22 protein-coding genes are annotated in these 23,804 nt (G+C 67.4%); 11 read left to right on the top strand and 11 right to left on the bottom strand.

Annotated elements, in window-relative coordinates; translation table 11 throughout:
* Positions 1-90: 90 nt before the first annotated feature.
* The 5 genes from clpB to coaE form a co-directional block, all read right to left on the bottom strand.
* Positions 91-2,772 carry an ATP-dependent chaperone ClpB gene (clpB, locus tag ACYQ4W_RS04005; protein ID WP_459853092.1) on the bottom strand — a complete coding sequence of 894 codons (2,682 nt, stop codon included), beginning with the start codon at positions 2,770-2,772 and terminating at the stop codon, positions 91-93.
* A gap of 39 nt (positions 2,773-2,811) precedes the next feature.
* Entirely contained in the window at positions 2,812-3,129 is a 318-nt protein-coding gene (locus ACYQ4W_RS04010; RefSeq protein ID WP_459853094.1) for a chaperone modulator CbpM, read from the bottom strand.
* 56 nt (positions 3,130-3,185) lie between these two features.
* The gene (locus tag ACYQ4W_RS04015) at positions 3,186-4,169 is read right to left on the bottom strand and encodes a DnaJ C-terminal domain-containing protein (protein WP_459853096.1); all 984 of its coding nucleotides are present in this window, start codon (positions 4,167-4,169) and stop codon (positions 3,186-3,188) included.
* 124 nt (positions 4,170-4,293) lie between these two features.
* Positions 4,294-5,013, bottom strand: coding sequence for a rhomboid family intramembrane serine protease (locus tag ACYQ4W_RS04020; RefSeq protein WP_459853098.1), 720 nt, complete (start codon positions 5,011-5,013; stop codon positions 4,294-4,296).
* Positions 5,010-6,806 carry a dephospho-CoA kinase gene (coaE, locus tag ACYQ4W_RS04025; RefSeq protein ID WP_459853100.1) on the bottom strand — a complete coding sequence of 599 codons (1,797 nt, stop codon included), beginning with the start codon at positions 6,804-6,806 and terminating at the stop codon, positions 5,010-5,012. Before coaE ends, ACYQ4W_RS04020 begins: the two co-directional genes overlap by 4 nt.
* Positions 6,807-7,011: 205 nt before the next feature.
* Here coaE and ACYQ4W_RS04030 point away from each other — a divergent pair, with 205 nt between their 5' ends.
* Together ACYQ4W_RS04030 and mnmA are read left to right on the top strand one after the other, a co-directional pair.
* Positions 7,012-7,788 carry a glycosyltransferase family 2 protein gene (locus tag ACYQ4W_RS04030; protein WP_459853102.1) on the top strand — a complete coding sequence of 259 codons (777 nt, stop codon included), beginning with the start codon at positions 7,012-7,014 and terminating at the stop codon, positions 7,786-7,788.
* A complete protein-coding gene (mnmA, locus tag ACYQ4W_RS04035; protein ID WP_459853104.1) occupies positions 7,785-8,825 on the top strand; it encodes a tRNA 2-thiouridine(34) synthase MnmA in 1,041 nt (346 codons plus the stop codon). The genes ACYQ4W_RS04030 and mnmA overlap by 4 nt, the downstream gene beginning before the upstream one ends.
* Here the strand turns inward: mnmA and ACYQ4W_RS04040 are convergent.
* On the bottom strand, positions 8,818-9,342 hold the full coding sequence (locus ACYQ4W_RS04040; protein ID WP_459853106.1) for a tetratricopeptide repeat protein: 525 nt from the start codon (positions 9,340-9,342) through the stop codon (positions 8,818-8,820). The two genes, mnmA and ACYQ4W_RS04040, sit on opposite strands and share 8 nt — an antisense overlap.
* A 75-nt stretch (positions 9,343-9,417) precedes the next feature.
* Between ACYQ4W_RS04040 and mtaB the strand changes: the two genes are divergently transcribed.
* The 9 genes from mtaB (at position 9,418) to ACYQ4W_RS04085 (ending at position 16,812) form a co-directional block, all read left to right on the top strand.
* The gene (mtaB, locus tag ACYQ4W_RS04045; RefSeq protein WP_459853108.1) at positions 9,418-10,788 is read left to right on the top strand and encodes a tRNA (N(6)-L-threonylcarbamoyladenosine(37)-C(2))-methylthiotransferase MtaB; all 1,371 of its coding nucleotides are present in this window, start codon (positions 9,418-9,420) and stop codon (positions 10,786-10,788) included.
* Positions 10,785-11,363, top strand: coding sequence for a DUF4416 family protein (locus ACYQ4W_RS04050; RefSeq protein ID WP_459853109.1), 579 nt, complete (start codon positions 10,785-10,787; stop codon positions 11,361-11,363). The genes mtaB and ACYQ4W_RS04050 overlap by 4 nt, the downstream gene beginning before the upstream one ends.
* Entirely contained in the window at positions 11,354-12,235 is an 882-nt protein-coding gene (locus ACYQ4W_RS04055) for a YicC/YloC family endoribonuclease (RefSeq protein ID WP_459853111.1), read from the top strand. The genes ACYQ4W_RS04050 and ACYQ4W_RS04055 overlap by 10 nt, the downstream gene beginning before the upstream one ends.
* 4 nt (positions 12,236-12,239) lie before the next feature.
* Positions 12,240-12,536 carry a DUF370 domain-containing protein gene (locus ACYQ4W_RS04060; RefSeq protein ID WP_459853114.1) on the top strand — a complete coding sequence of 99 codons (297 nt, stop codon included), beginning with the start codon at positions 12,240-12,242 and terminating at the stop codon, positions 12,534-12,536.
* Positions 12,536-13,195 carry a guanylate kinase gene (gmk, locus tag ACYQ4W_RS04065; RefSeq protein ID WP_459853117.1) on the top strand — a complete coding sequence of 220 codons (660 nt, stop codon included), beginning with the start codon at positions 12,536-12,538 and terminating at the stop codon, positions 13,193-13,195. Before ACYQ4W_RS04060 ends, gmk begins: the two co-directional genes overlap by 1 nt.
* Entirely contained in the window at positions 13,195-13,971 is a 777-nt protein-coding gene (pyrF, locus tag ACYQ4W_RS04070) for an orotidine-5'-phosphate decarboxylase (RefSeq protein WP_459853120.1), read from the top strand. The genes gmk and pyrF overlap by 1 nt, the downstream gene beginning before the upstream one ends.
* A gap of 7 nt (positions 13,972-13,978) precedes the next feature.
* On the top strand, positions 13,979-15,787 hold the full coding sequence (gene recJ / locus ACYQ4W_RS04075; RefSeq protein WP_459853123.1) for a single-stranded-DNA-specific exonuclease RecJ: 1,809 nt from the start codon (positions 13,979-13,981) through the stop codon (positions 15,785-15,787).
* A gap of 101 nt (positions 15,788-15,888) precedes the next feature.
* Positions 15,889-16,182 (top strand): hypothetical protein, encoded by a 294-nt coding sequence (locus ACYQ4W_RS04080; RefSeq protein ID WP_459853126.1) that lies wholly within the window; start codon positions 15,889-15,891, stop codon positions 16,180-16,182.
* A 114-nt stretch (positions 16,183-16,296) separates the two neighbouring features.
* Positions 16,297-16,812, top strand: coding sequence for a hypothetical protein (locus tag ACYQ4W_RS04085; RefSeq protein ID WP_459853129.1), 516 nt, complete (start codon positions 16,297-16,299; stop codon positions 16,810-16,812).
* Between the two features lie 78 nt (positions 16,813-16,890).
* Here ACYQ4W_RS04085 and ACYQ4W_RS04090 read toward each other — a convergent pair whose 3' ends face one another.
* The 5 genes from ACYQ4W_RS04090 to ACYQ4W_RS04110 all read right to left on the bottom strand — a co-directional run bounded on the left by ACYQ4W_RS04090 (position 16,891) and on the right by ACYQ4W_RS04110 (position 23,797).
* A complete protein-coding gene (locus tag ACYQ4W_RS04090) occupies positions 16,891-18,591 on the bottom strand; it encodes a DASS family sodium-coupled anion symporter (RefSeq protein WP_459853132.1) in 1,701 nt (566 codons plus the stop codon).
* 148 nt (positions 18,592-18,739) lie between these two features.
* Positions 18,740-19,624, bottom strand: coding sequence for a lipoyl synthase (gene lipA / locus ACYQ4W_RS04095; protein ID WP_459853135.1), 885 nt, complete (start codon positions 19,622-19,624; stop codon positions 18,740-18,742).
* Positions 19,551-20,195, bottom strand: a complete 645-nt coding sequence (gene lipB / locus ACYQ4W_RS04100) for a lipoyl(octanoyl) transferase LipB (RefSeq protein WP_459854459.1) — start codon at positions 20,193-20,195, stop codon at positions 19,551-19,553. Before lipB ends, lipA begins: the two co-directional genes overlap by 74 nt.
* 25 nt (positions 20,196-20,220) lie before the next feature.
* Positions 20,221-22,179, bottom strand: a complete 1,959-nt coding sequence (locus tag ACYQ4W_RS04105; protein ID WP_459853138.1) for a small ribosomal subunit Rsm22 family protein — start codon at positions 22,177-22,179, stop codon at positions 20,221-20,223.
* Entirely contained in the window at positions 22,169-23,797 is a 1,629-nt protein-coding gene (locus ACYQ4W_RS04110) for an ASKHA domain-containing protein (protein ID WP_459853141.1), read from the bottom strand. Before ACYQ4W_RS04110 ends, ACYQ4W_RS04105 begins: the two co-directional genes overlap by 11 nt.
* Between the last annotated feature and the right edge of the window lie 7 nt (positions 23,798-23,804).

The raw sequence follows: 23,804 nt of genomic DNA on the forward strand, positions 1-23,804 counted from the left end.
GCTTCGCCAAGGGGGGCGGAATGATGCGGCGGAGAGGGCGCGCGGGCGGGCACAACTGCTGCCAGTCATGCCCGCCCGGCGGATGCGGCGTTATTGAATCTTGCGCTGGGCGGCCACTGTGGGCTCCGGCGTCACCTCGGCGTCGAAGATGGCGTTGCCGTCCTCGTCCTTGGTCCCGAACACGATGCGTCCGTCCTGCGCGTCCACCACCACCTCGGAGCCGTCCATGAGCCGGCCGGAGATGATCTCCCTCGCCAGCGGCGTCTCCAGGTGCGTCTGCAGGTAGCGCCGCAGGGGCCGCGCGCCGTAGATCGGGTCGTAGGCCGCCTCGGCCATGAAGGTCTTGGCCGCGTCGGTGATGCTGAGGCCCATCTTGCGGTCGGCCAGGCGCTCGCGCAGGCTGCCGGCCAAGAGCTCGATGATGGCCATGAGCTGGCGCTGCTGGAGGGGCTTGAACAGCACGGTCTCGTCCACGCGGTTCAAAAACTCCGGCCGGAAGTGCCCGCGCAGGGCCTCCATGACCTGGTCCTCCACGCCGGGGCCGAACTCGCCCTCTGGCGTGATGCCCGCGAGCATGTACTGGGCGCCGATGTTGCTCGTCATGATGAGGATGGTGTTCTTGAAGTCCACCGTCCGGCCATGGCTGTCGGTCAGGCGTCCGTCGTCCAGAATCTGCAGCAGGGTGTTGAACACGTCCGGGTGGGCCTTCTCCACCTCGTCGAACAGCACCACGGCGTAGGGCTTGCGGCGCACTGCCTCGGTGAGCTGGCCGCCTTCGTCATAGCCCACGTAGCCCGGGGGCGAGCCGATGAGCCGCGCCACGGAGTGCTTCTCCATGTATTCGCTCATGTCGAGGCGGATCATGTTCTCCTCGGTGTCGAACAGCGCCTGGGCCAGGGTCTTGCACAGCTCGGTCTTGCCCACGCCGGTGGGGCCCAGGAACAGGAAGCTGCCGATGGGCCGGCGCGGATCCTTCAGGCCCGCGCGGGCGCGCAGCACGGCATCGGCCACGGCCTGCACGGCTTCCTCCTGGCCCACCACGCGCTCGTGCAGTTCTTCCGGCAGACGCAGCAGCTTTTCGCGTTCGCCTTCCAGCAGGCGCGTCACCGGGATGCCGGTCCAGCGCGAGATGATGCTCGCGATGTCGTCCGGGCCGACCTCCTCCTTGAGCAGGCGCGGGGCGTCGCCATCCGCATCCGCCGTGGGCGCGCTTTCGGCCAGTTGCTTCTCCAGGGCGTTCAGCGTGCCGTAGCGCAGCTCGGCGGCGCGGTTGTAGTCGAGCTTGCGCTCGGCCTCCTCGATGTCCAGCTTGGTCTGCTCGATGCTGGCCTTGATGTGGCGCACCACTTCGATGGCGCTCTTTTCGCGCTCCCATTGGCCCATCATCTCGCCCTGCTTGGCCTTCAGCTCGGTCAGCTCCTCTTCCAGCTTCTCCAGGCGGTCGCGGCTGGCGACGTCGGTCTCGCGCTTGAGGGCCTCGCGTTCGATTTCAAGCTGCAGCACCCGGCGGTTGGTCTCGTCCAGGTCCGTGGGCAGGCTGTCTATGTCCGTGCGGATCATGGCCGCGGCCTCGTCGATGAGGTCGATGGCCTTGTCCGGCAGCTGGCGGTCGCTGATGTAGCGGCTGGAGAGGGTCGCCGCCTCCACGATGGCCGAGTCGCTGATGCGCACGCCGTGGTGCACCTCGAAGCGTTCCTTCAGGCCGCGCAGAATGGAGATGGTGTCCTCCACGCTCGGCTCGTCGACCATGACGGGCTGGAAGCGCCGCTCAAGGGCCGGGTCCTTTTCGATGTACTTGCGGTATTCATCTGTGGTGGTGGCGCCGATGCAGTGCAGCTCGCCTCTCGCCAGCAGGGGCTTGAGCATGTTGCCGGCGTCCATTGCGCCCTCGGCCTTGCCCGCGCCCACGATGGTGTGCATCTCGTCGATGAACAGGATGATGCGGCCCTCGGACTTCTGCACGTCCTTGAGCACGGCCTTGAGCCGCTCCTCGAACTCGCCGCGGTACTTGGCCCCGGCGATGAGCGCGCCCATGTCGAGGGCGAAGATGGTCTTGTCCTTCAGCCCCTCGGGCACGTCCTGCTTCACTATGCGCTGGGCCAGGCCCTCGGCTATCGCGGTCTTGCCGACGCCGGCCTCGCCGATGAGCACGGGGTTGTTCTTGGTGCGGCGCGAAAGGATGCGCACCACGCGGCGGATTTCCTGGTCGCGGCCGATGACCGGGTCGAGCTTGCCGCTCTTGGCCTCGTCCACCAGGTCGCGGCCGTATTTCTTCAGCGAGTCGTAGGTGTCTTCCGGGTTGTCGCTGGTCACGCGCTGGTTGCCGCGCACCTCGGTGAGGGCGGTGAGGAACTTGTCGCGCGTCAAACCGAACTGGCGGTTCACCTTGCCGGGACCGGAAGAGGGCGGCTCGTCGAGCATGGCCAGAAAGACATGCTCCACGCTGACGAACTCGTCCTGCATGCGCTTGGCCGCTTCCTCGGCGCGCACCAGCACCGCGTTCACGGCCTGGGTCACGTAGACCTGGCCGGGCTGCGCGCCGGGGCCGGAAACGCTGGGCAAGCGGGAAAGCTCCGCCTCCACGGCCTGGGCATAGGCCTTGGCGTCCAGGCCGCACTTGCCGATGATCTGCGGCACAAGCCCGCCTTCCTGGGTCGCCAGGGCGTAGAGCAGGTGCAGGGTGTCCACCTGCTGGTGCCCGCGCGAAATGGCCAGGTTCTGGGCCTCGGAAAGGGCGGCTTGGGATTTTTGAGTCAACTTGTTGGGATCCATGGTGTTGTCCTCCCAAATATCACGGTGTTCGGCCGTGGTTTACAGCAGTCGTCTCAGCTCCGAAATCTCCTGCTCCAGGCGCTCCACGCGCTCCAGCAGGTCCACGATGATGCTGCCCGCGCCGAAGGATATCTCCAGGTCGCGGCACAGGCGCAAAAGCTTCTGGATGCGGTACACGTCGCTTGAGCGGAAGAGATAGTCCTCCGCGCCGGTGCGCACGGGATCGATCCAGCCCATCTCCAGCAGCTCCGCCACGGTGGCGGGCTCCACGCAGGTCAGCTCCACCAGCTGCGCCCAGGCGATGAGCTCGGAGCGTATGGGCAGGGTCTGCTGCGTGTTCTTGCTCAACTGCGACATGACGTACTCCTCGCGTTTCAGGCGTGCCCTTGGGCTCTTCTTGCGTCCTGGCGCGCCTAGGCGCGGGGCTGGAAGGTTGAGGTCCGGGCCAATTCCTCAAAGAGCCTGCGCTCTTCATCGGTGAGCGTCTTGGGCGTTTGCACCATGATGCGCACGAGCTGGTCGCCGCGCTTGCCCGCCGTGCCCAGGCCCTTGCCGCGTATGCGCAGCTTGGCCCCGGAGCCCACTCCCGGCGGAATTTTCATCTCCACGGCGCCGTCCAGGGTGGGCACGCGCACGGTGGCGCCCAGGGCGGCCTCCCAGGGGGTCAGGGCCAGATCATACACCACGTTGTCTTCCTTCACCTTGAACTGCGGGTGGGGGCGCACCTTGATCTTGAGGTACAGGTCGCCCGGCTCCCCGCCGGAGCCGCCGGAACTGCCCTGGCCCGCCAGGCGGATCTTCTGCCCGTCCTTGATGCCGGCCGGGATGTTCACCTTGAGGGTGCGGCTCTGCATGGTGGGAAAACCGCCCGGGCCCGCCACCTGCTCCTGCAGGTTAACGGACTGCGGCCCGCCCCTGTATGCTTCCTCCAGGCCGATCTCGTAGGCCACCTCGGCGTCCTGGCCGCGGCGCGGCCGCTGCTGGAACCCGCCGCCGAAGCCGCCGCCGCCGAAGCCGCCGCGGGGTCCGCCCGCGCCGCCGAACAGCGTCTCGAAGAAATCGCTGAACCCGCCCGCGCCGCCAAAGCCGCCGCCGGGACCGCCAAAACCGCCCTGGCCGCTGAAGCGCATGTTCTCAAAGCCCGGAGGCGGCTGGAAATTCTGGCCCTGCTGCCAATTGGGGCCAAGCTGGTCGTACAGCTTGCGCTTCTCGGGGTCCTTCAGCACCTCGTAAGCCTCGCCCGCCTCCTTGAACTTCGCCTCCGCTCCCGCGTCGCCGGGGTTCAGGTCCGGGTGGTGCTTGCGGGCCAGCTTCTTGAAGGCCTTGGATATGTCGTCCTGGGAGGCGCTGCGGCCCACGCCCAGAATCTTGTAGTAGTCCTTGAATTCCACGCTCATTGAGTCCTAACTCCTTGGCGGCGGGGGGCCGCTTGTCGCTTCTTATTGCAAAATAGTGTGTGTTTGCGCCCTGTCAAGGGAGTTTTCCACAGGTCGCCGGGCGCGGGGGATACGCTGGAAAGACTTAGCTGAAGCGGAAGTCCCGGCCTTTGTACTCGCAGTAATAGCACCGCTCCGGGCGCATGAACAGGCGTACGAGGAACATGCCGGCAAGAAAGCCGCCCACGTGCGCCCACCAGGCGATGCCCTGGACCGGCGCGCCCAGCTGTTCGAACAGCCCGGCCAGCACCTGGGTGGCGAACCAGAATCCCAGGAACAGCCACGCGGGCAGGCGCACGATGTAGGGGATGATGATGATGGGGATGAAGGTGAGCACGCGGCCGCGCGGGTACAGGGTGACATACGCGCCCATGACCCCGGCCACGGCCCCGGAGGCCCCGATGATGGGCGAGCTCTCCGTGAGGTTGAAGGCCATGTGCAGGAGCAGCGCGGCCAGGCCGCAGAGCAGGTAGAACGCCAGGAAGCGCAGCGGGCCCATGACGTCTTCGATGTTGTCGGCGAAGATCCAGAGCATCCACATGTTCATGATGACGTGCCACCAGCCGGAGTGCAGGAACATGTAGGAGAAGAACGGCAGCGCGCCCATGGCGGGAAAACCCGCGAAGGCCGCCCAGTCCGGAAAGGCGTAGCGCGCGGGCACCACGCCCAGAAGCCGCATGAGGGCCTCCCGCACATAGGGCGGCTGCCCGCTGATGACGTACTGCAGGCCCACGTTGGCCAGGATCACCAGGATCACGGCCACGGGCGTGTGCACGCGCGGGATGTCGTCCTTGAGCGGGATCATTCGTCGTCGTCCTCCCAGAGCAGGCCGGCGTCCGGTCCCTGGCCGGGGCCGTCCTTGAGGGCGCCGTTTTCGGCGGCGTCGGTGAGCAGGTCGGCCAGGTCCGCTTCGAAGGTTTGCGCCCGCGCCTGGCGCAGCGCGGCCAGCTGGTTTTGCAGAACGCCCGCCTTGCGGGCAAGATCGCTGAGGCTCCCGCCGTTTTCCACGACGATGTCGCAGGCCGCCAGCTTGCGGTCCTCCGGCCACTGCCACGACTCGAAGGCCGCCAGCACCTCGGGCGCCATGCCCCGGCTTTCGCGCAGCGTGCCGCGCCGCAGCTCCTCCGGGCAGTGCACGCCCACAACAGTGTCAGCCAAGCGGCGCGACTTGCCCGCGGCCTTGCCGCCGCCGTAGCCGGACTCGAAAAAGAGCGGAATCTCCGCCACGGCATAGGGCGCGTGGCTGTGCGCGGCCCAGAATTCGCGCAGCTCGTAGCGCACCATGGGGTGCACGATGTCCTCCACCTCGCGGCGCAGGGCAGGCTTGGTGAGCAGCAGCTCCAGCAGGCGCTTGCGGTCCACGGAGCCGTCCGGCTCTAAAATCTCTTTGCCCAGGCTGCGGGCCAGCACCTGCGCGCCGCTGCCTCCCGGAGCATACAGCGCGGCCACGCAGGCGTCGGCGCTGAAGGTCGGTGGAGCCTCCGGGCTTTCGGCCAGCGCCCGCCGCAGCGATGACTTGCCGCAGCCGGGCATGCCGGTGAGGGCCACGCGCTGGCAGTCGCCCGCCAGGGTGCGCAGCAGGGTCATGAAGTCTTCCGGCGGGTTCTGGCGGAAGAGCAGCTCATCGCCCGTGTCCGGGTGTTCCAGCGAAAGGCGGAAGGCGTGGAGCATTTGCCTGGGCGCAAGCTGCGCCAGGGGGCCGCTTTGCGCCAGCCAGCGCGCGTTCTGCACCGGTCCGTACACAGGGTCGCCCACCAGCGGATGGCCGATGTGCGCCAGGTGCACGCGGATCTGGTGCGTGCGGCCCGTGTGCAGATCCACCGCCAGCAGGCTCACGCGGCTCAGGCGGTCGGTCCACAGCCTGCGCCAGCTGGTGCGCGCCTCGCGGCCGCCCTTGTTCAGCACGGCCATCTTGGTGCGTATGGAGGGGTGCCTGCCCATGGGCAGGTCGATGTAGCCCGCGTCCTCGCCGAAGCGGCCGGACTCGTCGCCCTTGGGCCTGCCGTGGACGAGGGCCAGGTAGGTCTTGCGCACGCGGCGGTCGGCGAAGGCCTGGGAAAGCTCCAGGCGCACGGCCTCGTTCAGGGCCACCAGGATGAGCCCGCTGGTGTCCTTGTCGAGCCGGTGCACAATGCCGGGCCGCTCGCCCTGCATGCCGGAGATCTCCGGGGCCAGTTCCGGCAGATGGTGCAGCAGGCGGTTCACCAGGGTCTGGTCCGGCTGGCTGGGCGCCGGGTGCGTGGTGAGCCCGGCCGGTTTGTTGATGACCGCCAGGCTCTCGTCGCGGTAGATGATGTCGAGGTCCGCGTCCTCGGCCTTGGGCGAGTCGTCGCCCGTCAGGTCCGGCGCGCTCAGGGTCAGCTGTTCGCGGCCCTCCAGGCGCTGGCCCGGCTTGGCGCAGACCTTGCCGTCCACCAGGGCCAGCCCGGCCGTGATCCATTCCTTGATGCGCTCACGCGAGACGCCCTGGCCTGTGTATTCGCGCACCCAGAACTGGTCCAGGCGCATGTCCGCGTCCTGCGGCGCGGCGCGGCGACAAAGGGGCTCCGGAGCGGTGTTCTGGTCGGCGCTGGTGTCGTTGTCGGTATCGTGGTTCATGCCCGCTTCATAGCCTGTGACGCGAAAAAGCACAAACGGCGCGGCAACGCGGCGGGCGGGGCTTCTTGACCCCTGCCGGGGCGCGTCGTACAAGTCCGAGCGGCAAGCCGCACCGGCCAGTCGCACCGGAATGCCCCAGCGGGAAACCGCGTCGGCAAGGCGCGCTCCGGTTTTTCGTTCCAACACCGCAAGCATACGAGGGCGCATGGCTCCCCACACCGTCGGACTCATACTGACCTACAACGGCGAACGCCTGCTGGGCCGCTGCCTCGCATCCCTAAGCTTTTGCGACGAGCTCATCGTGGTCGACTCCCTGAGCACGGACGCCACGCAGGACATCGCCCAGGCCGCCGGGGCCACCGTGCTTTCCCGCCGGTGGGAAGGCCCGGGCCCGCAGTTCCGCTTCGCGCTGGAGCACATCCGCGCCATGGAGCCCAAGGTGGACTGGGTGGTGAGCCTGGACCAGGACGAGTACCTGACCGACGAACTGCGCGACAATGTCGTCCACGCGCTTGAAGCGCCCGGCGACGCCGCGGGCTTCCTCACACCGCGCTCGTCGTTTTATTTCGACCGCTTCCTGCGCCACAGCGGCTGGTACCCGGACTATCTGTTCCGCGTGTTCCGGCCGGACGCCATCGAGGTGCACGTGAGCGGGGCGCATTACAGCTTTCATCCCCTCGGCCCCACGCACAAGCTCAAGGGCGACATCATCCACTATCCCTACCGCAACTTCCGCGAGCACCTGGACAAGGTGAACTCCTACGCGCAGCAGGGTGCGGATGCGCTGAAGGCCAAGGGCCGCGCGGGCGGGGTGCTGGCCGGCGTCATCCACGGCGTGGCGCGCTTTTTCAAGCTCTATCTGCTGAAGCTCGGCGTCCTCGACGGCCGCGCCGGGTTCATCAACGCGGTGCATGGAGCGTTTTACGCCTTTCTCAAGCACCTGCGCGCGGGCGAGACCGAAGACTGGGGACCCAGGCCGTGAAGCTGGCCGTTGCCGTCAGCGGCGGCGGCGACAGCCTGGCCTCCCTGCTGCTGCTGCGCGAGGCCGGGCACGAGGTCATCGCCCTGCATGGCCAGTTTTTGCCCGATCCGGACAACGCCACCGCCCGGCAGGCCGCCCATGGTCTGACCGAGGCCTGCGCCCGCCTTGGCGTGCCCCTGCACCTGCTGGACCTGCGCGCCGCATTCGAGGCCCGCGTGGCCGCGCCCTTCGCCTCGGAATATCTTGCGGGCCGCACGCCCAACCCCTGCGCCCGCTGCAACGCCGCCATGAAGTTCGGTCTGCTGCTGGACAAGGCGCTTTCCCTCGGCGCGGAAATGCTCGCCACCGGGCACTACGCCGCGGCAGGCGCGCACCCTGTTTACGGCTGGGCGCTTTCACGCGGGGCCGATCCAGGCAAGGACCAGAGCTATTTTCTGTCGCTTGTCCCGCGCGAAAGGTTGCAGCGCGCGCGCTTTCCCCTGGCCGAAGCCCGCAAGGCCGCCGTGCGCGCGGATTTGGACCAGCGCGGCGTTGCGCCGCCCCTGCCGGAGGAAAGCCAGGAGATCTGCTTTGTTCCGGGCGACGACTACCGGGCGTTTCTTTCCTCGCGCACGGCGGCCCTGCCCGGGCCGGGCCCGGCCATGCTGCCGGACGGCACTGTCGTGGGCGCGCACCAGGGCTTGTGGCGCGCCACCATCGGCCAGCGGCGCGGCCTGGGCCTGGCCTGGCGCGAGCCGCTGTACGTGCTGGACAAGGACATCGCGCGCAACACGCTCATCGTGGCTCCGCGCGCGGCATTGCTGGCGCGGGAATTTGCGGCGCGGGAGGTCAACGTGCTGGCGGACCCGGCCCAGTGGCCCGCCGAGGTCTTGGTGCAGACGCGCTACCGCGAGCAAGCCAAGCCCGCGCGGGCGGAACTTTGCGGCGGCGCGCTGCGGGTGCGCTTCGCCGAGGAGCAGGTGCGACCAGCGCCGGGGCAGGTGGCCGCGCTGTACGGCGCGGACGGCGCAGTGCTTGCGGGGGCTGTGGTCAGTTGAGCATGTTGAGCATTTCGCGCTCGTAGCGGTCCTGCTCCTGCCGGCCCCGCTCAAGAGCGGCCCGCATGCTGCGGATGGCCTCGTCCGGCGGCATTTCCGGGTGGTTCAGCAGCCGCGCCGCTTCCTCCTGCACGAACTGCTGCTGGTAGAACTTGAACGGCCAGTGCAGCCCCGCCAGGTCCTTGAGCGCCGCCTGGCCCTCTCCCTTGCCAATGCGCGCCAGGCCCAGGTAGAAGAGGGCGTTCGGCTCGCCAGGGGCGCGGGCCAGAATGTCCTGAAAGCTGGCCTCGGCCTTGGCGTAGTCCTTCATGGCCAAGTACGTGAGCCCGATGCGCTGGCGCAGATGCAGGGAGCCGGGCTCCTTTTGCAGGGCCTCGTTGTAGCGGGCCAGGGCCTGCGGATAGTCTCCGCTTGCAAGGGCCAGGCTGCCGCGCATGGCCGGGGAGCAGCCTGCGGCCAGGCTTGAGAGCAGCAGAAGCGCGAGGACCGGCAGGGGGGAGCAGGTGACGGAACGCATGGTGCCTCCTTTTTTGCAGCCGCACGCATTTTCATCCAGACGCCTCCAACAATCCAGGGAAATATAGCGCAGACCATGCCGAAAAACGCCGATGCCAAAACCTTTCATGTGGCCACCTTGGGCTGCAAGATCAACCAATACGAGTCCGAGGCCATAGCCGAGGCCTGGAGCGCCCTGGGCCACGCCGAAGCCGGGGACGCCGAAACCGCGGATGTGCTTCTCGTGAATTCCTGCGCGGTGACCAACCGCGCCGTGAGCGACCTGCGCGCCGCCGTGCGCCGCATGCGCCAGCAGAACCCGGGCGCGCGCATCATCGTCACGGGCTGCGCGGCGCAGGTGCTGGCCAAGGACATCGCCGCCATGCCCGAGGTGGACGCCGTGGTGCCGCAGGACCGCAAGGCCGCGCTGCTCGCCGGGCCCTTCGGCCTCTTCGAGGCTTTCAATACAGAGGTGGGCGTCGCGGACGCCGGGCCGGAAGGGGAGACGGCCGCGCGCGTCTTTCCGCCGTTCTCCATAGCGGCCTTCAACCGGGCGCGGGCCGTGGTCAAGGTGCAGGACGGCTGCTCGCACCACTGCACCTATTGCATCGTGCCGCTTTCGCGCGGGGCCAGCGTCAGCCGCGAACCCGCCGCCGCCCTGGCCGAGATGCGCCGCCTGCTCGAAGCCGGGTACCGCGAGCTGGTGCTCTCCGGCGTGAACCTGCGGCAGTATGGCCGCGACTTGCAGGAGCCTCTGGACTTTTGGGATCTGCTTGCGCGCATCGAGGCCGAGCTTGCGCCGCAGTGGGCCGGCCGTGCGCGCCTGCGTCTGAGCTCCCTTGAGCCGGGCCAACTGGACGCCAAGGCCCTCGACGTGCTGGGCGGTTCGCGTCTGGTCGCCCCGCATCTGCATCTTTCGCTGCAAAGCGGCGACGCCGGAGTGCTCAAGCGCATGGGGCGCGGGCACTACCGCCCCGGGCAGGTGCTGGAGTTTCTGGCCGGATTGCGCCGCCACTGGCCGCGCCTGGGCCTTGGCGCGGACTTGCTCACGGGCTTTCCCGGCGAATCGGCGGAGCAGTTCGAGACCACCTACGCCTTTTGCCGCGAACTGCCGCTGACCTACGCCCACGTGTTTCCCTTTTCGCCACGGCCCGGAACCGTCGCCGCGGCCTGGCCGGATCATTTGCCCAAGGCCGAGCGCACGGCGCGCGCGGCCCGGCTGCGCGGCCTGGCGGAAGGCAGGAAGCGCGCCTTCCAGAAGGAGCTTGCGGCCCTGCCCCGCCTGACCGTGCTTGTGGAGAACGCGGCCACGGGCCAGGGCGTGTGCGAGTATTACGCGGCCTGCGCGGTGCGTGGCGAAGACCTGCGTCCTGGCACTCTTGTAGGCATGCGGCCGGAGGCCGTGGCCGGGGGCAGAATCACCGGCGCCGCCCTTGCCGCCGATGAAATCTGTGGAGAAAAAGTGTGAGCACTCCGCGCGAACCGCTGCCCGGCAAGCTCGTTCTTTCCGTGCTGGCCGCGCAACGCTGGTGGGAAGAAGGCTGGGAGCCCTTGCGCGCCGCCCTTGCGGATCGCTTCGGCCCTGTGGATTACGAGTCGGAACCGCTGGCCTTTGATCACACGGCATATTATGAAGAGGAACTGGGCGCGCCCCTGTTCCGGCGAATTCTTGGCTTTGAGCGTCTCGTTCGCCTGGACGGGCTGAAGGATTTGAAGCTCGCCACCAACGGGCTGGAGCGCGGCCTCGCCGGAGAAAACGGCGCGCGGCGGGTGAACCTGGACCCAGGGCTTCTCACGCTGGAACGCCTCGTGCTGGCCTCGGGCAAGAATTTCACGCACCGGGTGTACCTGGGCGGCGGCATCTGGGCCGATCTGACGCTCATCTACAACAAGCGCCAGGGCTGGGTGGACTTGCCCTGGACGTTTCCGGACTACGCCACTGAAGATATGAAACGGCGCCTGACCGCGCTGCGGGCCATGTATAAAACAGCAATCGAGGCCGGGGAATCCCGGCTGAACCAAGGAGAATCCCCATGCCCGTGAGCATGACCGGTTTTGGACGAGTGGAGACGAACGCCGAGGACTTCAGCCATGTGTGGGAGATCAGGAGCGTCAACAACCGCTTTCTGGACGTGAAGTGGCGCATGCCCTCTGTGCTGCGCAGCCTGGAGGCCAAGTTCGACAAGCTGCTGCGCAAAAGCGCCTCGCGCGGGCGGGTGGACATCAACCTCTCGGTAGAGACCCGCAGCGCCGCGCTTCTGGGCGTGAGCCTGAACACCGCCCAGGCCGGAGCCATGCTCGACCAACTGCGCGAACTGGCCAAGGTCCAGGGCGTGGCCTTCACGCCGGACATGAACCGGCTCATGTCCGCCTCGCACCTCTGGCGCGACGACTCCGCCGAGCCGGATCCGAAGCTCGCCGCCAGTCTGGAGCAGGGCTTTTTGAAGGCCGTTGCGGACTGGAACGCCTCGCGCCGGGTGGAGGGCGGAGAGCTTGCCCGCGACCTGAAGGAGCGCTTTGCGCGCCTGCGCGTGCTGGCCGCCGCCGTGGCCGAGCGCGTGCCCGTGGTGCTGAAGGACAAGCAGGCCGCCACGGCCGAGCGCCTGAACGGCCTTGTGGCCCAGGCGGGCATGACCTTCACCGAGGAGCGCCTGGCCCAGGAAGTGGCAGTGCTGGCCGACCGTCTGGACGTGAGCGAAGAAATCACCCGTCTGGCCGCGCACCTGGATCGCCTGGACGAGGCCGTGGCCGCCAACGGCGAGGCGGGCAAGCGTCTGGACTTCCTCATCCAGGAGGCCTTCCGCGAGATCAACACCTGCGGCAACAAGGCCCAGGATGTGGAAGTGAGCCGGCTTACCGTGGATTTCAAGGTTGAGCTGGAAAAATGCCGCGAACAGGTGCAGAACATCGAGTAGCGACATGGACAAAAGCGCACCCAAACAGACGCCGCGCCAGCGGCTGGTGAACCTGGGCTTCGGCAACTTCGTCGTGGCCGGGCGCATCATCGCCATCGTGGACCCGGCCAGCGCGCCCATGCGCAGACTGCGCGAGGACGCGCGCCAGGAAGGGCGGCTCATCGACGCCACCCAGGGCCGCAAGACCCGCGCCATCGTCGTCACGGACTCCAACCACGTCATCCTCTCGGCCATCCAGGCGGAGACCATCGGCCAGCGTTTCCTGGCCGAGGAAAGCGCGCCCAAGCGCGAGGAGGAATAATGCGCCCCACAGACTCCCCCTTGGACAACCTCCAGGGCACCACACGAAAAGGCCTCTGCCTCGTGCTCTCCGCTCCCTCCGGCGCGGGCAAAAGCACCCTTGTCTCCCGCCTGCGGGCGGAGTTTCCCGGCTTCGCCTATTCCATCTCCTGCACCACGCGGGCTCCGCGCGGCACGGAGGAAGACGGCGTGCACTATCACTTCCTCACGCGCGAGACCTTCATCGCCAAGCGCGACGCCGGATACTTCGCCGAATGGGCCGAGGTGCACGGCAACTTCTACGGCACGCCCAAGGCCCCTGTGGAGGAGAAGCTCGCGCGCGGGCACGACATGCTTTTCGACATCGACGTGCAGGGAGCCTTGCAGCTCAAGGCCGTGTTCCCGCAGGCGCTGTACGTGTTCATTCTGCCGCCCAGCCGCGAGGTGCTGGAGCGCCGCCTGCGCGGCCGCGGCACGGATTCGGAGGACGTCATCGCCAAGCGCATGAAGAACGCCCTGGGCGAGTTGGAGCAGGCCAAGCACTTCGACTACCATATCGTGAACGACGACATCGAGGAGGCGGCCGACGAGCTGCGCGCCGTGTATGTGGCGGGCCGCGCCCGGGCCATCTGCCGTCCGGGGCTTGTGTCCGGTCTTCTTTCCCAGTGGGAGCAGGCTTGATGCGCCAGCCGGAACTCGTCATCGCCCTTGATTTTCAGACCGGGGCCGAGGCCCTGGAAATGGCCCGGCATCTGCAAAACGCCACGCCGCCGGGGCAGGCCAAGCCCTGGATGAAGGTGGGCCTGGAGCTCTTTGTGGCCGAGGGGCCGGAGATCGTCCGCGCCCTCAAGCACATGGGCTTCCGCGTCTTTCTCGACCTCAAGTTCCTGGACATTCCGAACACCGTGCGCGGGGCCGTGCGCTCCGCCGTCAAAAGCGGCGCGGACATGCTGAACATCCACGCCGCCGGCGGGCAGGACATGGCGCGCATCGCCGTTGCCGCGCGCGACGAGGCGGTCAAGGAGCACGGCCTGAGCGTGAAGCCGCTGCTGCTCGCGGTCACCGTGCTTACCAGCATGCAGGACACGAACAACCCCATTTTGCAGGGCCGGGCGGCTGCTGAGGTTGCGCTGGAGCTGGCCCGGGCGTCGCATTCGGCCGGGCTGGACGGCGTGGTCTGTTCCGGCCAGGAGGCGGCACGCATCAAGGCCGCCTGCGGCGAGAACTTCCTCTGCCTCACCCCCGGCATCCGCCTGCCCGATCCCACCGCCCCGGCCGACGACCAGCGCCGCATCATGACCCCCGAAGCGGCTGTGGCCGCCGGCGCGGATTTTCTCGTGGTCGGCAGGCCGGTGACCCGCGCGCCCGAGGACAAGGGCGGACCCGTGGCCAGCGCCCGCGAGTTCCTGCGCCGCATCGCCCAGGCCGCCGCCCAGCCTGCCCAGGCGCAGGGCTAGGCGCGCCATGCCCTGCAACTGGAAGCTGCTTTCGGGCTCGCCCGTGCCCGCCAACATCGGGGCCATCGCCGAGGAACTCGGCATCACCCAAGTCATCGCCGAGGTGCTGTGGCGGCGCGGGTTCACGTCCCCCCAGGACATGGACCGTTTTCTTTCGCCCGGTCTGCGGCACCTGGCCAAGCCGGAGTCCATCCCCGGCCTGAGCGAATCCGCCCAGGTGCTGGCCCGCGGGCTTGAGGCGGGCGCGCGCCTCTGCGTCTGGGGCGACTACGACGTGGACGGCATCACGGCCACCGCGCTGGTGAAGGACTTTTTCCTCAAGCGGCTCGGACCGGAAAAGGGCGCGCTGGACGGTACCGGACAGGTGCGCCACTACCTGCCCAACCGCGTGGACGACGGCTACGGCCTGAACGCGGCGGGCATCGAACGCCTGGCCGAGGACGGCGTGCGCCTGCTGCTCACGGTCGACTGCGGCATCAGCGCCGTGGCCGAGGTGGCGCGGGCCAATGAACTCGGCATGACCGTGGTGGTGAGCGACCACCACATGCCGCCGGGCGAGCTGCCGCCTGCCGCGGCCATCTGCAATCCCCGCCTGTGCCAGGGCTCCGAGGGCGTGCTGGGCGGCTATTCCGGCGGTTGCGGCGGCGCGTGCGTGGGCATGTGCGAGCTGGCGGGCGTGGGCGTGGCCTTCATGCTGCTTGCGGCGCTGAACCGGCTTTTGCCCGGCGAGCCCGTGGACATGCGCCAATTCCTGGACCTCGTGGCCCTGGGCACCGTGGCCGACGTGGTGGGCCTGACCGGCCAGAACCGCATCCTGGTCAAGAACGGACTTTTGCTCATCAAGGAAGCCAAGCGGCCCGGCATCGCCTCGCTCAAGGTCTACAGCGGCTACGACCGCCTGGCCGAGCTGGGCGCGGGGCAGATCGGCTTCGGCCTGGCGCCGCGCATCAACGCGGCCGGGCGCATGGCCGACCCGCAGATTGCGCTGACCATGCTGCTGGCGCCGGACATGGACACGGCCAATCCGCTGGCCTCCAAGCTCGACGGCCTGAACGCCAAGCGCCGCAGCGAAGAGCAGGCCATCCTTGAGGAAGCCCTTGCCCAGGCCGAGGAGCAGAAGGAGCGGCTGGGGCTCGTGCTCGCCGCGGACCACTGGCACCCCGGCGTCATCGGCATTGTGGCCTCGCGCGTGGTGGAGCGGTATTACCGCCCGGTGCTGATGCTCTGCCGCGAGGAGGATGCGGGCGGCGGGCACTGGAAGGGCTCCGGCCGCAGCGTGTCCGAGTTCGACCTGCACGAGGGCCTTTCCGGCATGGAGCATTTGTTCCTGGGCTTTGGCGGACACAAGCAGGCGGCCGGGCTTTCCATGCCGCTGGAGAACCTTGAGGCCCTGCGCGAGGGCTTCCACCTCGCCGTGGAGGCGTCCCTTGGCCCGGTGCCGCTCAAGCCTTCGCTCAAGCTCGACCGCGAGCTCTCGTTTGGCGACATCTCCTTCACTTTGCTGAAGGAACTGGAGATGTTGCAGCCTTTCGGCATGGGCAACCCGGAGCCCACCTTCGTCTCGCCGCCGGTCATGGTCAAAGATTACCGCGTGTTCGGCAAGGACCACGTGAAGCTCAAGCTGGTGGAGCAGCTGCCCGCCGACCAGGTGGGCGTGCGGCCCGGCGCGGTGCTGCCCGCCAAGGCCTGGCGCAAGGCCAGCGAGCTGACGCGCGACGTCATGGGCACGCTGAAGCGCTTCGCCTTCACCCCGCGCATCGACCGTTTCGACGGGGTGCCGAAGATTGAGCTGCAGGTGAAGGACTGGGATGAATAGGGCGCTTGGCCGTGGGGGGGCCGCCGTGCGGGCGCGCGCCGCAAGCCCCCGTGCGCCGTGGGCCGTTGCAACGTGTTGCCGTGCATTCTTAAGGAGATTCAATGGCTAGCCGCAGACAGGAATTCATGGCGCTGGGAAAATGGATATGCCAGCTTCGGCCCATCGGGAAGCTGTACACGTTCACGGCCAGGGGGCTGAAAGGGCGGGACATCTCCATCAGCTTCGGCGGGTTGGAGAACTTCGGCGGCACGGTCAGCATCCCGCCCGAGCAGCTCACCTGCACGGCGAATAATTTCTTCGAGCTCATGGCCCTCTTCGACAAGAACAAGATATCCTTCAACGATGTTGTGCGGTTGAAGGGACTGGTCAAGGGGCAGGTTGAGCGGGGGAAGTAGAGGACAACGTGGGTAGATAGGTGGAAAGCATCTATCCGGACTTTGGAATCGTGTGACGGGATTGATGCGAAACAATGTTATTATTTTAGGAATTCAAATCTGATTCTGAGGCTTATGAAAAAGAAATTATTCGCATGGATTGCTGGGGGAACAATTTTTATTGTGTCTTTGGCGAAATGTACAAAGGCGTTTGATGAAATTTATGATGTACTAGAGCGGAGATTCTCCAAACAACCAGCAAAATTTGTTTCAGATTATGAAAATCCTCCGTTGACAGATAGAGTCGTTGTCGAAGGAGTTGTGCCTTCTCCTGGTGATAGGCTAGAGCGTAATATTGTTATTGCCACTCGGGCGGCAGACTTGATGACTCTGAGTATTGACCGTAATAATGCTTACAAAGAAATTATTACTAATTGTTTAAATAATAGTAGGCCTGATCTTGCCACTCCTCTTGTATCTAAGTTAAGTCTGTCGATAGAGCAAGACGATGCATATAAGCGTATTATCGCTAAGGCCTTGGAAGTACAACAGTATGAACTTGCAGAAAAAATAATACCATTCCTTAGCCTTACGATTGATCAAGATAATGCGCGAAAGCGTCTTGTCAGCTCAAAGTTATTAGCACGATGATCTATTGGTTTCTGTGAAAAGCCCCCCTCGCCTTTCGGCTCGGGGGGCTTTGTTTTGCCTTAAGCTAAGCTAGTCCGCTTACATGGCCATCATGTACGGCACGCCCACCAGGAGCAGCACGCCCAGGAAGATGGCGCCGAAGATGAAGCCTTGCAGCCAGAAGTCCTTGCGGCTCACGAAGCCGGAGCCGTAGTAGATCGGGCTTGGCCCGGTCGCGTACGGGGTGATGATGCCCATGAGGCCCAGGCTGAGGCAGAGCAGCAGCGCCAGCGTCCTCAGGTTCACGCCCGGAATCGCCGCCGCCGTGGTCAAAAACACCGGCATCAGCGCGGTGACGTGCGCCGTCAGGCTGGCGAAGAGATAGTGCACCACGAAGAACAGCACCAAGAGCATGATGATGACCGTGTTCGGCGAGTAGCCGACCATTGCCCCGGCCGCCGTGGTGGCGAACCACTTCAGGAAGCCGACCTTGCCCAGGCCGTCGGCCAGGGTCACCAGGGTGGCGAACCAGAACAGCACGTTCCAGGCCTGCTTGTTGCCCAAGAGGTCGTTCCAGTTGATGACGTCAAAGAGGATCATGAGCGTGAGCGCGATGAGCGCAACCAGGGTCGCGTCCAGGTAGTCGCCCGCGAAGATCCAGCCCAGCAGCGCCAAACAGGCCAGTCCGGCCATTGCCCATTCCTTGCCCGTCATGGGGCCCAGCTTGGTCAGCTCGCTGGCGGCCCACTTGGGCGCGTCCTCGCTGGTCTTCATGGTGGGCGGGTAGAGCACGTAGGTAAGCCAGGGCACGGCCAGGAACAGGATGATGCCCACGGGCGCGAAGGCCGTGAACCACTCCATCCAGGTGAACTTGAGGCCGATGGTCTTTTCCACCAGGCTCATGGCCAGCAGGTTGGGGGCCAGGCCGGTGAAGAACATGGAGCTGGTGACGCAGGTTGTGGCCAGCGCCACCCACATGAGGTAGCCGCCGATCTTGCGCGGCTCGGTGTCTGGGGTGGAGCCGTACAGGCCGGGAATGTTCTTGATGATGGGGAAGATGGTGCCGCCGCTGCGCGCGGTGTTGGAAGGCATGAACGGCGCCAGGGCCAGATCGGCCAGGGCCACGGCGTAGCCCAGGCCAAGGGTGCGCTTGCCCAGCTTCTTGATGAGCACCAGGGAGATGCGCTTGCCCAGCCCGGTCTTCTCATAGCCCAGGGCGAACATGAAGGCGATGAAGATGAGCCACACCGTGCCGTTGGAGAATCCGGCCAGGGCCCACTTGATCTCGTCGGCGGGCTTGGGCGGCTTCTTGGCCTCGGGCTTCTTTGCGGCGTCGGCCTTCGGAGCATCCGCCTTGGGGGCGTCTGGCTTGATTGCGTCGGACTTGGCAGCGGGGGCTGCGCCAGCGGCGGGCGGGGCCACGGCGGGAGCTGCGGCTGCGGCAGGCGCGCCCGGCTTGGCGGCATCGGGCTTGGCTGCATCAGGGACAGGCGGCTTCGCGCCGTCCGGGGCCTTTACGCCGTCAGGAGGCTTGGGCGCATCGGCGGCCTTGGCCGCATCGGCCTTGGGCGGGGCCGGCTTGGGCGGATCGCCGGGAACGAGCATGAGCGAGGCGCAGAGAACAACGCCGACAAGGCCGACGGCAGCGGCGGGTATGGGCTCCAGAATGAGCGCTACGACCACGCCGACGAAAATCGAGAAATATTGCCACGCGTAGGGCTCCAGGCCCTGCGGCGTCGGGATTGCCCAGACTGCCAGCGCGGCCAGGACTGGAATGAGACCCTTCCATAATCTGCTCACGGTGTCCTCCTAAGGTGAAAGGAACGGGGGCTGATACGGGCATGCTTCAAAGATCTTGTTCTACAATTCACAAGTTAGTCGTTCGCCATAAGCTTGTCCAGAGAATCCAGAGGGATTTTTGCGTTTGGGCTCTCGTAACCTGCAAAAATCAAGGGGCCGGTTGAGCCGCCATTTCCGCCGCGTGATAGCTGCTGCGCACAAGGGGCGCGCAGAACATCTTGGCCACGCCGATGGACCGGCCGAACGCGGCCAGGGCGTCGAATTCGTCCGGCGGCATGTAGCGCACCACGGGCGGATGCAGGCGCGAGGGCCGCATGTACTGCCCGACTGTGATCATGGAGCAGCCCGCCCGCTTGAGGTCGCGGATGGCGTCCCTGAGCTCCTCGTCCGTTTCACCCAGGCCGACCATGAGGCCGCTCTTGGCGGGTATGCCCGTGCCGCCCTCGGCCACGCGGCGCAGCAGCTCCAGGCTCTGGGCGTAGTCCGCCTGGGGGCGGATGTCCGTATACAGCCGGGGCACGGTCTCCACGTTGTGGTTCAGCACATCGGGCCGGGCGGCGAGCACTGCGGCAAGGGCCTCGGCATCGCCCTGGAAATCGGGAATGAGCACCTCGATGGTGCATCCGGGCATGCGCTGCTTCACCTGGCGGATGGTCTCGGCGAAGTGCGCCGCGCCGCCGTCCGGCAGATCGTCGCGCGTGACGGACGTGATGACCACGTGCTTGAGGCCGAGCCGCGCCGCGCCCTCGGCCACGCGCCGGGGCTCGTCGGCATCGGGCGGCAGCTGGCGGCCGGGATTGATGTTGCAGAAGGCGCAGTTGCGCGTGCATTCCTTGCCGAGGATGAGGAAGGTGGCCACGCTGCGCGAAAAGCACTCCCAGGTGTTTGGGCAGCGCGCGCCCTGGCACACGGTGTTCAGGTCCAGGTCGCGCAGCAGCGAACTGGTGCAGGCGAAGCCTTTATCCCTGGGCAGCTTGACCCGAAGCCAGGGGGGAATGCGCAAAACGGGCGCGGAACTCTCCGGCAAGGACATCCTTCACTTCCTCCATATTGATGGTGCGCCCGGCCTCGCGGCTCATGGACGTTGCGTGCGCGCCGCCTATGCCGCACAGGGTGATGAGCTCGAAAAGGCTCACGTCCTCGGCCACGTTCAGGGCCAGGCCGTGGTAGGTGACGAAGCGTTTGACGCCGATGCCCATGGAGCAGATCTTGCGCGCGCTGGCGTCGCTGCCGGTCCAGACGCCTGGAAAGCCCTGGCGGCGTGCGGTGTTGACGCCGAAAGCCGCCGTGGTGCGGATCACGGCTTCCTCCATGTCGAAGAAGAACTGGCGAATGCCGCCGGGGCGCTTCTCCACGCGGAAAACAGGATAGGCCACCAGTTGGCCGGGAAAGTGGCAGGTGATGTTGCCGCCGCGCCGGGTCTGCGCCAGCTCGATGCCTTGGGCCTCCAGATAGGCGCGGCCCACGTGCAGGTTCTCGGCCCCGCCCTGCCTACCAAGGGTGATGACCTTGGGGTGCTCCACGAAGAAGAGCGTTTCCTCGGCCCCCTGCTGCACCTCGGCCAGGGTCTCCAGTTGCAGGGTCTCGGCCTCGTGATGGGGCATGAGCCCCAGGTCCACGATGCGCACGTTACGACTCCTTTTTGCTCCGGGGCTTCTTGGCGTTGCCCGGTTTTGAGCCTGGCTTGCCGCTGTTTTGGGCACCTGGCTTGCCGCCGGCCTTGCGTTCCGCGCGGGATGCGTGGGCCTTGCCGCCAGTTTTGGCATCCGGTTTTTTCGCGCCGGGCTTTTTTGCTCCGGGCTTGCGCGGGGAACGCTTCTCGTCCGCCGGGCGTTCCGAAGGCAGGCGCTTGCGGCGCTCGGCCTTGGGCGCTGCAATGGTTCCGGACTCCTCGGCAGCGATGAGCGCGTCCACCGTCAGGGTTTTCGGCAGGGATTTGTCGGGCGCGCCAGCGGATTGCTTCCGCTCGGAGGGGCGGTCATACGGCTGGCCCTGGCTCTGGGAACGTTCGCGCTCCTGCTCCGGGTTCCGATCCTGCCTTGGCGTGCGCTTCGGGCCGTCCTTCGCCGCGTTTCGAGGTGCTGCGTCTCGGGGCGCGCTGTCCCTGGGCGGGCGCGGGGATGTTTTGGCGGCCGCGGGACCAGACCCATGGTCAGACGCGGGGCGCGGCGTGCGCTCCGGTCCGCGTCCGGGCGCGTCGGCACCGCTTTCGTCCTGACGCCGGGAGCGCGGCGCGGCAGAGCGTCCGTCCTTCTTGCCGCTGAAGTCCCTTGCGTTCCGCCCATCGCGCGCATCATGGCGGGCGGGCGCGTCCCGACGTGTCGAAGCGTCCTTGCGGGCGGCTGTCGCAGACGTGTGCTTCGGCGCCGGGTCCGCCGGATCGGCTTCGCTGCGGCGCATGGCCGTGTGCTCCGTGCCCATGGGCAGGATCAACGCGCCGGACTTGGCGTCCTGCACGGGCTCCGCGGGCCATGTGGCCTCCAGGAGCGCGCCGGGCAGCGGCACAAGGTGCTTCTGCGCCACGCTCAGCAAGGTCAGGCCGTGCTCGGAGCAGGCATATTGCCCGAAGCGCCGCGCAGCGTTCTGGCCCTCTGGCGCGGGCAGCTCAAAGGGGCCGGACACGGCGCGGACAAAGGTCTTGCCGGGCGCGGGCTCCAGCTTGCGGCCCTTGGCCGAGAAGCTGAGGAAGCTCAGACTCACGTTGTCCTTGGCCAGCTTGGCCTCGTCGGACAAGGCCTTGAGCCAGTTGGGCGCGGCCTCGGCGTCGAAATTGAAATGGCACCAGGCGGTGAAGCCCCGGCCGCTCATGGGGCAGGGGCCGGTGTGCGGGCAGGGCGCGATGGGGTTCAGCCCGTGGTGCAAAAAGCCCCGGCGCAGGGCGGACATGAGGTGCGCCGAGGGGCGGATGCCCGGTTCCACGACGCAAAGCGAGCCCGTGGGCGTGAGCATGTTGGACAAGTGCCAGGCCAGGGCGTCGGCGTCTTCCAGCAGTTCGCCCTCGCCCCGGTGCAGCACCTCGTTCAGGGCATTGGCCATGATGAGCAGGTCGGCCTTTTCGCGCAGGCGCGCGTCCAGCGGTCCCTTGACCAGCGTGACCTTCCAGGGGGCGAGGCCGCCCTGGGCGGCGGCGAGGCTGTGCAGGGCGTCGAGCCCCAGGCGCATGGGCTTGGGCGCGCGGTCCACGCAGATGAAGGTCAGCGGGCGCTTGCGCAGGTGCGGGCGGCTCATCCAAAGGGTCAGCGGCGCGGTGAGCGGCCCGGTGCCCAGGTCCACGATGGTGGCCGCGCCGTCCGGATTGTCGCCGCCCGGATCGATGGACAGCCCGGCGAAGAGCGTGCCCAGGCGGTAGATGTTCCAGGGCAGAAAGTAGCGCATGTAGGCCGAGAGCGCTGCCGGGTCGGCCAGATAGTCGCGCCGCAGGTCGCCTCGCTCGTCGGTGAGCAGGTGCGAGAGGTGGCGGATGTCGCCCGGCAGCTCGCGGCGGTGCTGGCGGCGCATGGGCATGGCCGCGTCCAGGTGCTTGGGAAGACCGGCGAGCAGGGTCAAAAACTCCCGGCTGGGGCGCGGAAAAATTTGTTCAGGCGACATGGCGCAACACCATCCTTTCGACAAAAAGAGCGCCGAAGCGCGGATCCGAGGCGAGGTCGAGGGCGCGGCAGCTGGCGGGCAGCGCGCGCACCCAGGCCCAGGCCTCGGCGGAATGCAACAGTAAGCCCGCGCCCTCCAGGGACGTGTTTCCGGCGCGCACCAGGCGCGCGGTGAGCACTTCGGGCAAAAATCCCAGGGTGGCGAGGTCGCGGGCGTCCACATGCTCGCCCATGGCCCCGGCCAGATACACGGCCGTGAGCGCGCCCGCGGCCAGGCCGGATTCGGCCAGCAGCCGCGACAGGGCAAGATTGAAGGCCGCCTTGACCTTGACCAGCTCCTCCACGTCCGTGGCGGGAAGCGCGAGGCCGGACCCCAGGTCCAGCACTGGCTCGCCCTGGACCAGCCCCAGGCCGGAGGCGATGCGCTTGCCCAGGGGCGTGGCGGGTACCACGAAGCGGCCCGAGTCGTCCAGCACGCCCGCGCGGCGCAGCGCGGCCACCAGGGACAGGTAGCCCACGCCGGTGATGCCGGGGTCTTCGGTCTTGCCGTCAACGCCGGTCAGCGGCGGGCGTTCGATATATTCCGGCTTGAGCCCGGCCGGGGTGAGGGCGAAGGCGCGCACGGCGCCGGGCGCGGCGGTGCGGCCATGCCGCAGGCCAACGCCTTCCAGCGCCGGTCCCATGGGCACGCTGGCCAGCAGGTGCTCCGTGGGCGAAAGCGCCAGCACGAACTCGCCGTTTGTGCCCAGGTCGGCCAGCAGAAAAGGATAGCGCGGGGGGCCGGCTTCGCGGGGCGCAAAGGTCAGGGCGGCCAGTCCGGCGCTCAGGTCCGCGCCGACAAAGGGCGAGAGCAGGGGCGGGATGCGCGTTTGGGGCAGGTCGGGCGCGATGTCGCGGTCGTCGCCGCCCGCGTCGTCCAGGCGGTAGGGCGCGCGCGAAAGGCCGTCCAGGGGCAGGCCCAAAAGCAGATAGGTCATGGCGCTGTTGCCCGCCACGCAAAGGCGCGTGACCTTTGCCCCGTGCCGGGTCTCGGCCTCGCGCACCAGCGCGCGCAGGCGCTCCTGGCACAGGCTGGAGAGGATCTCCTCACCGCCGGGCCGGGCCGCGAAGCTCAGGCGCGACATGACCTCGCTGCCGAGGCCCATTTGCGGGTTCAAACCCTGGCCGCTGGACAGAACGGTTGTGTCCGGCTGTGCGCCCGGCGGCGCGTCCTGCGCCGAGGCCGCGCTGACCGCCCAATGGATGCTGGTGGTGCCCAGGTCCACGGCGAGGCAAAGTCCGTCCGCGTGCTGGCCGGGTTGCGCCGTGGCCCCGCTGCTGCGCGGCTGCGCCGAGCGCTTGGGCTCGGGCAGTTCGATGTCGCAGGCCGTGGCCGGATGCAGGCAGGAGAGCCGCCAGCCCTGGTCGATGGCGGCCTGGCCCAGGCGCTTCAGCTCCTCGGCGGCGGGCTCCGGTGCGGCGGTGGCGAAGCGCACGCGGCACAGGCCGCACTTGCCCAGGCCAGCGCACAGGGGCACGCCGTCCCACAGCCCGGCGAGAAAGATGTGCTGGGCCAGGGTGAGCCGGGCGTCCGGGGCCAGCTCCAGGCTTTGGCCGTCATGGGTGGTTAGGCGGATCATATGCGCA

Source organism: Humidesulfovibrio idahonensis (assembly GCF_054657715.1).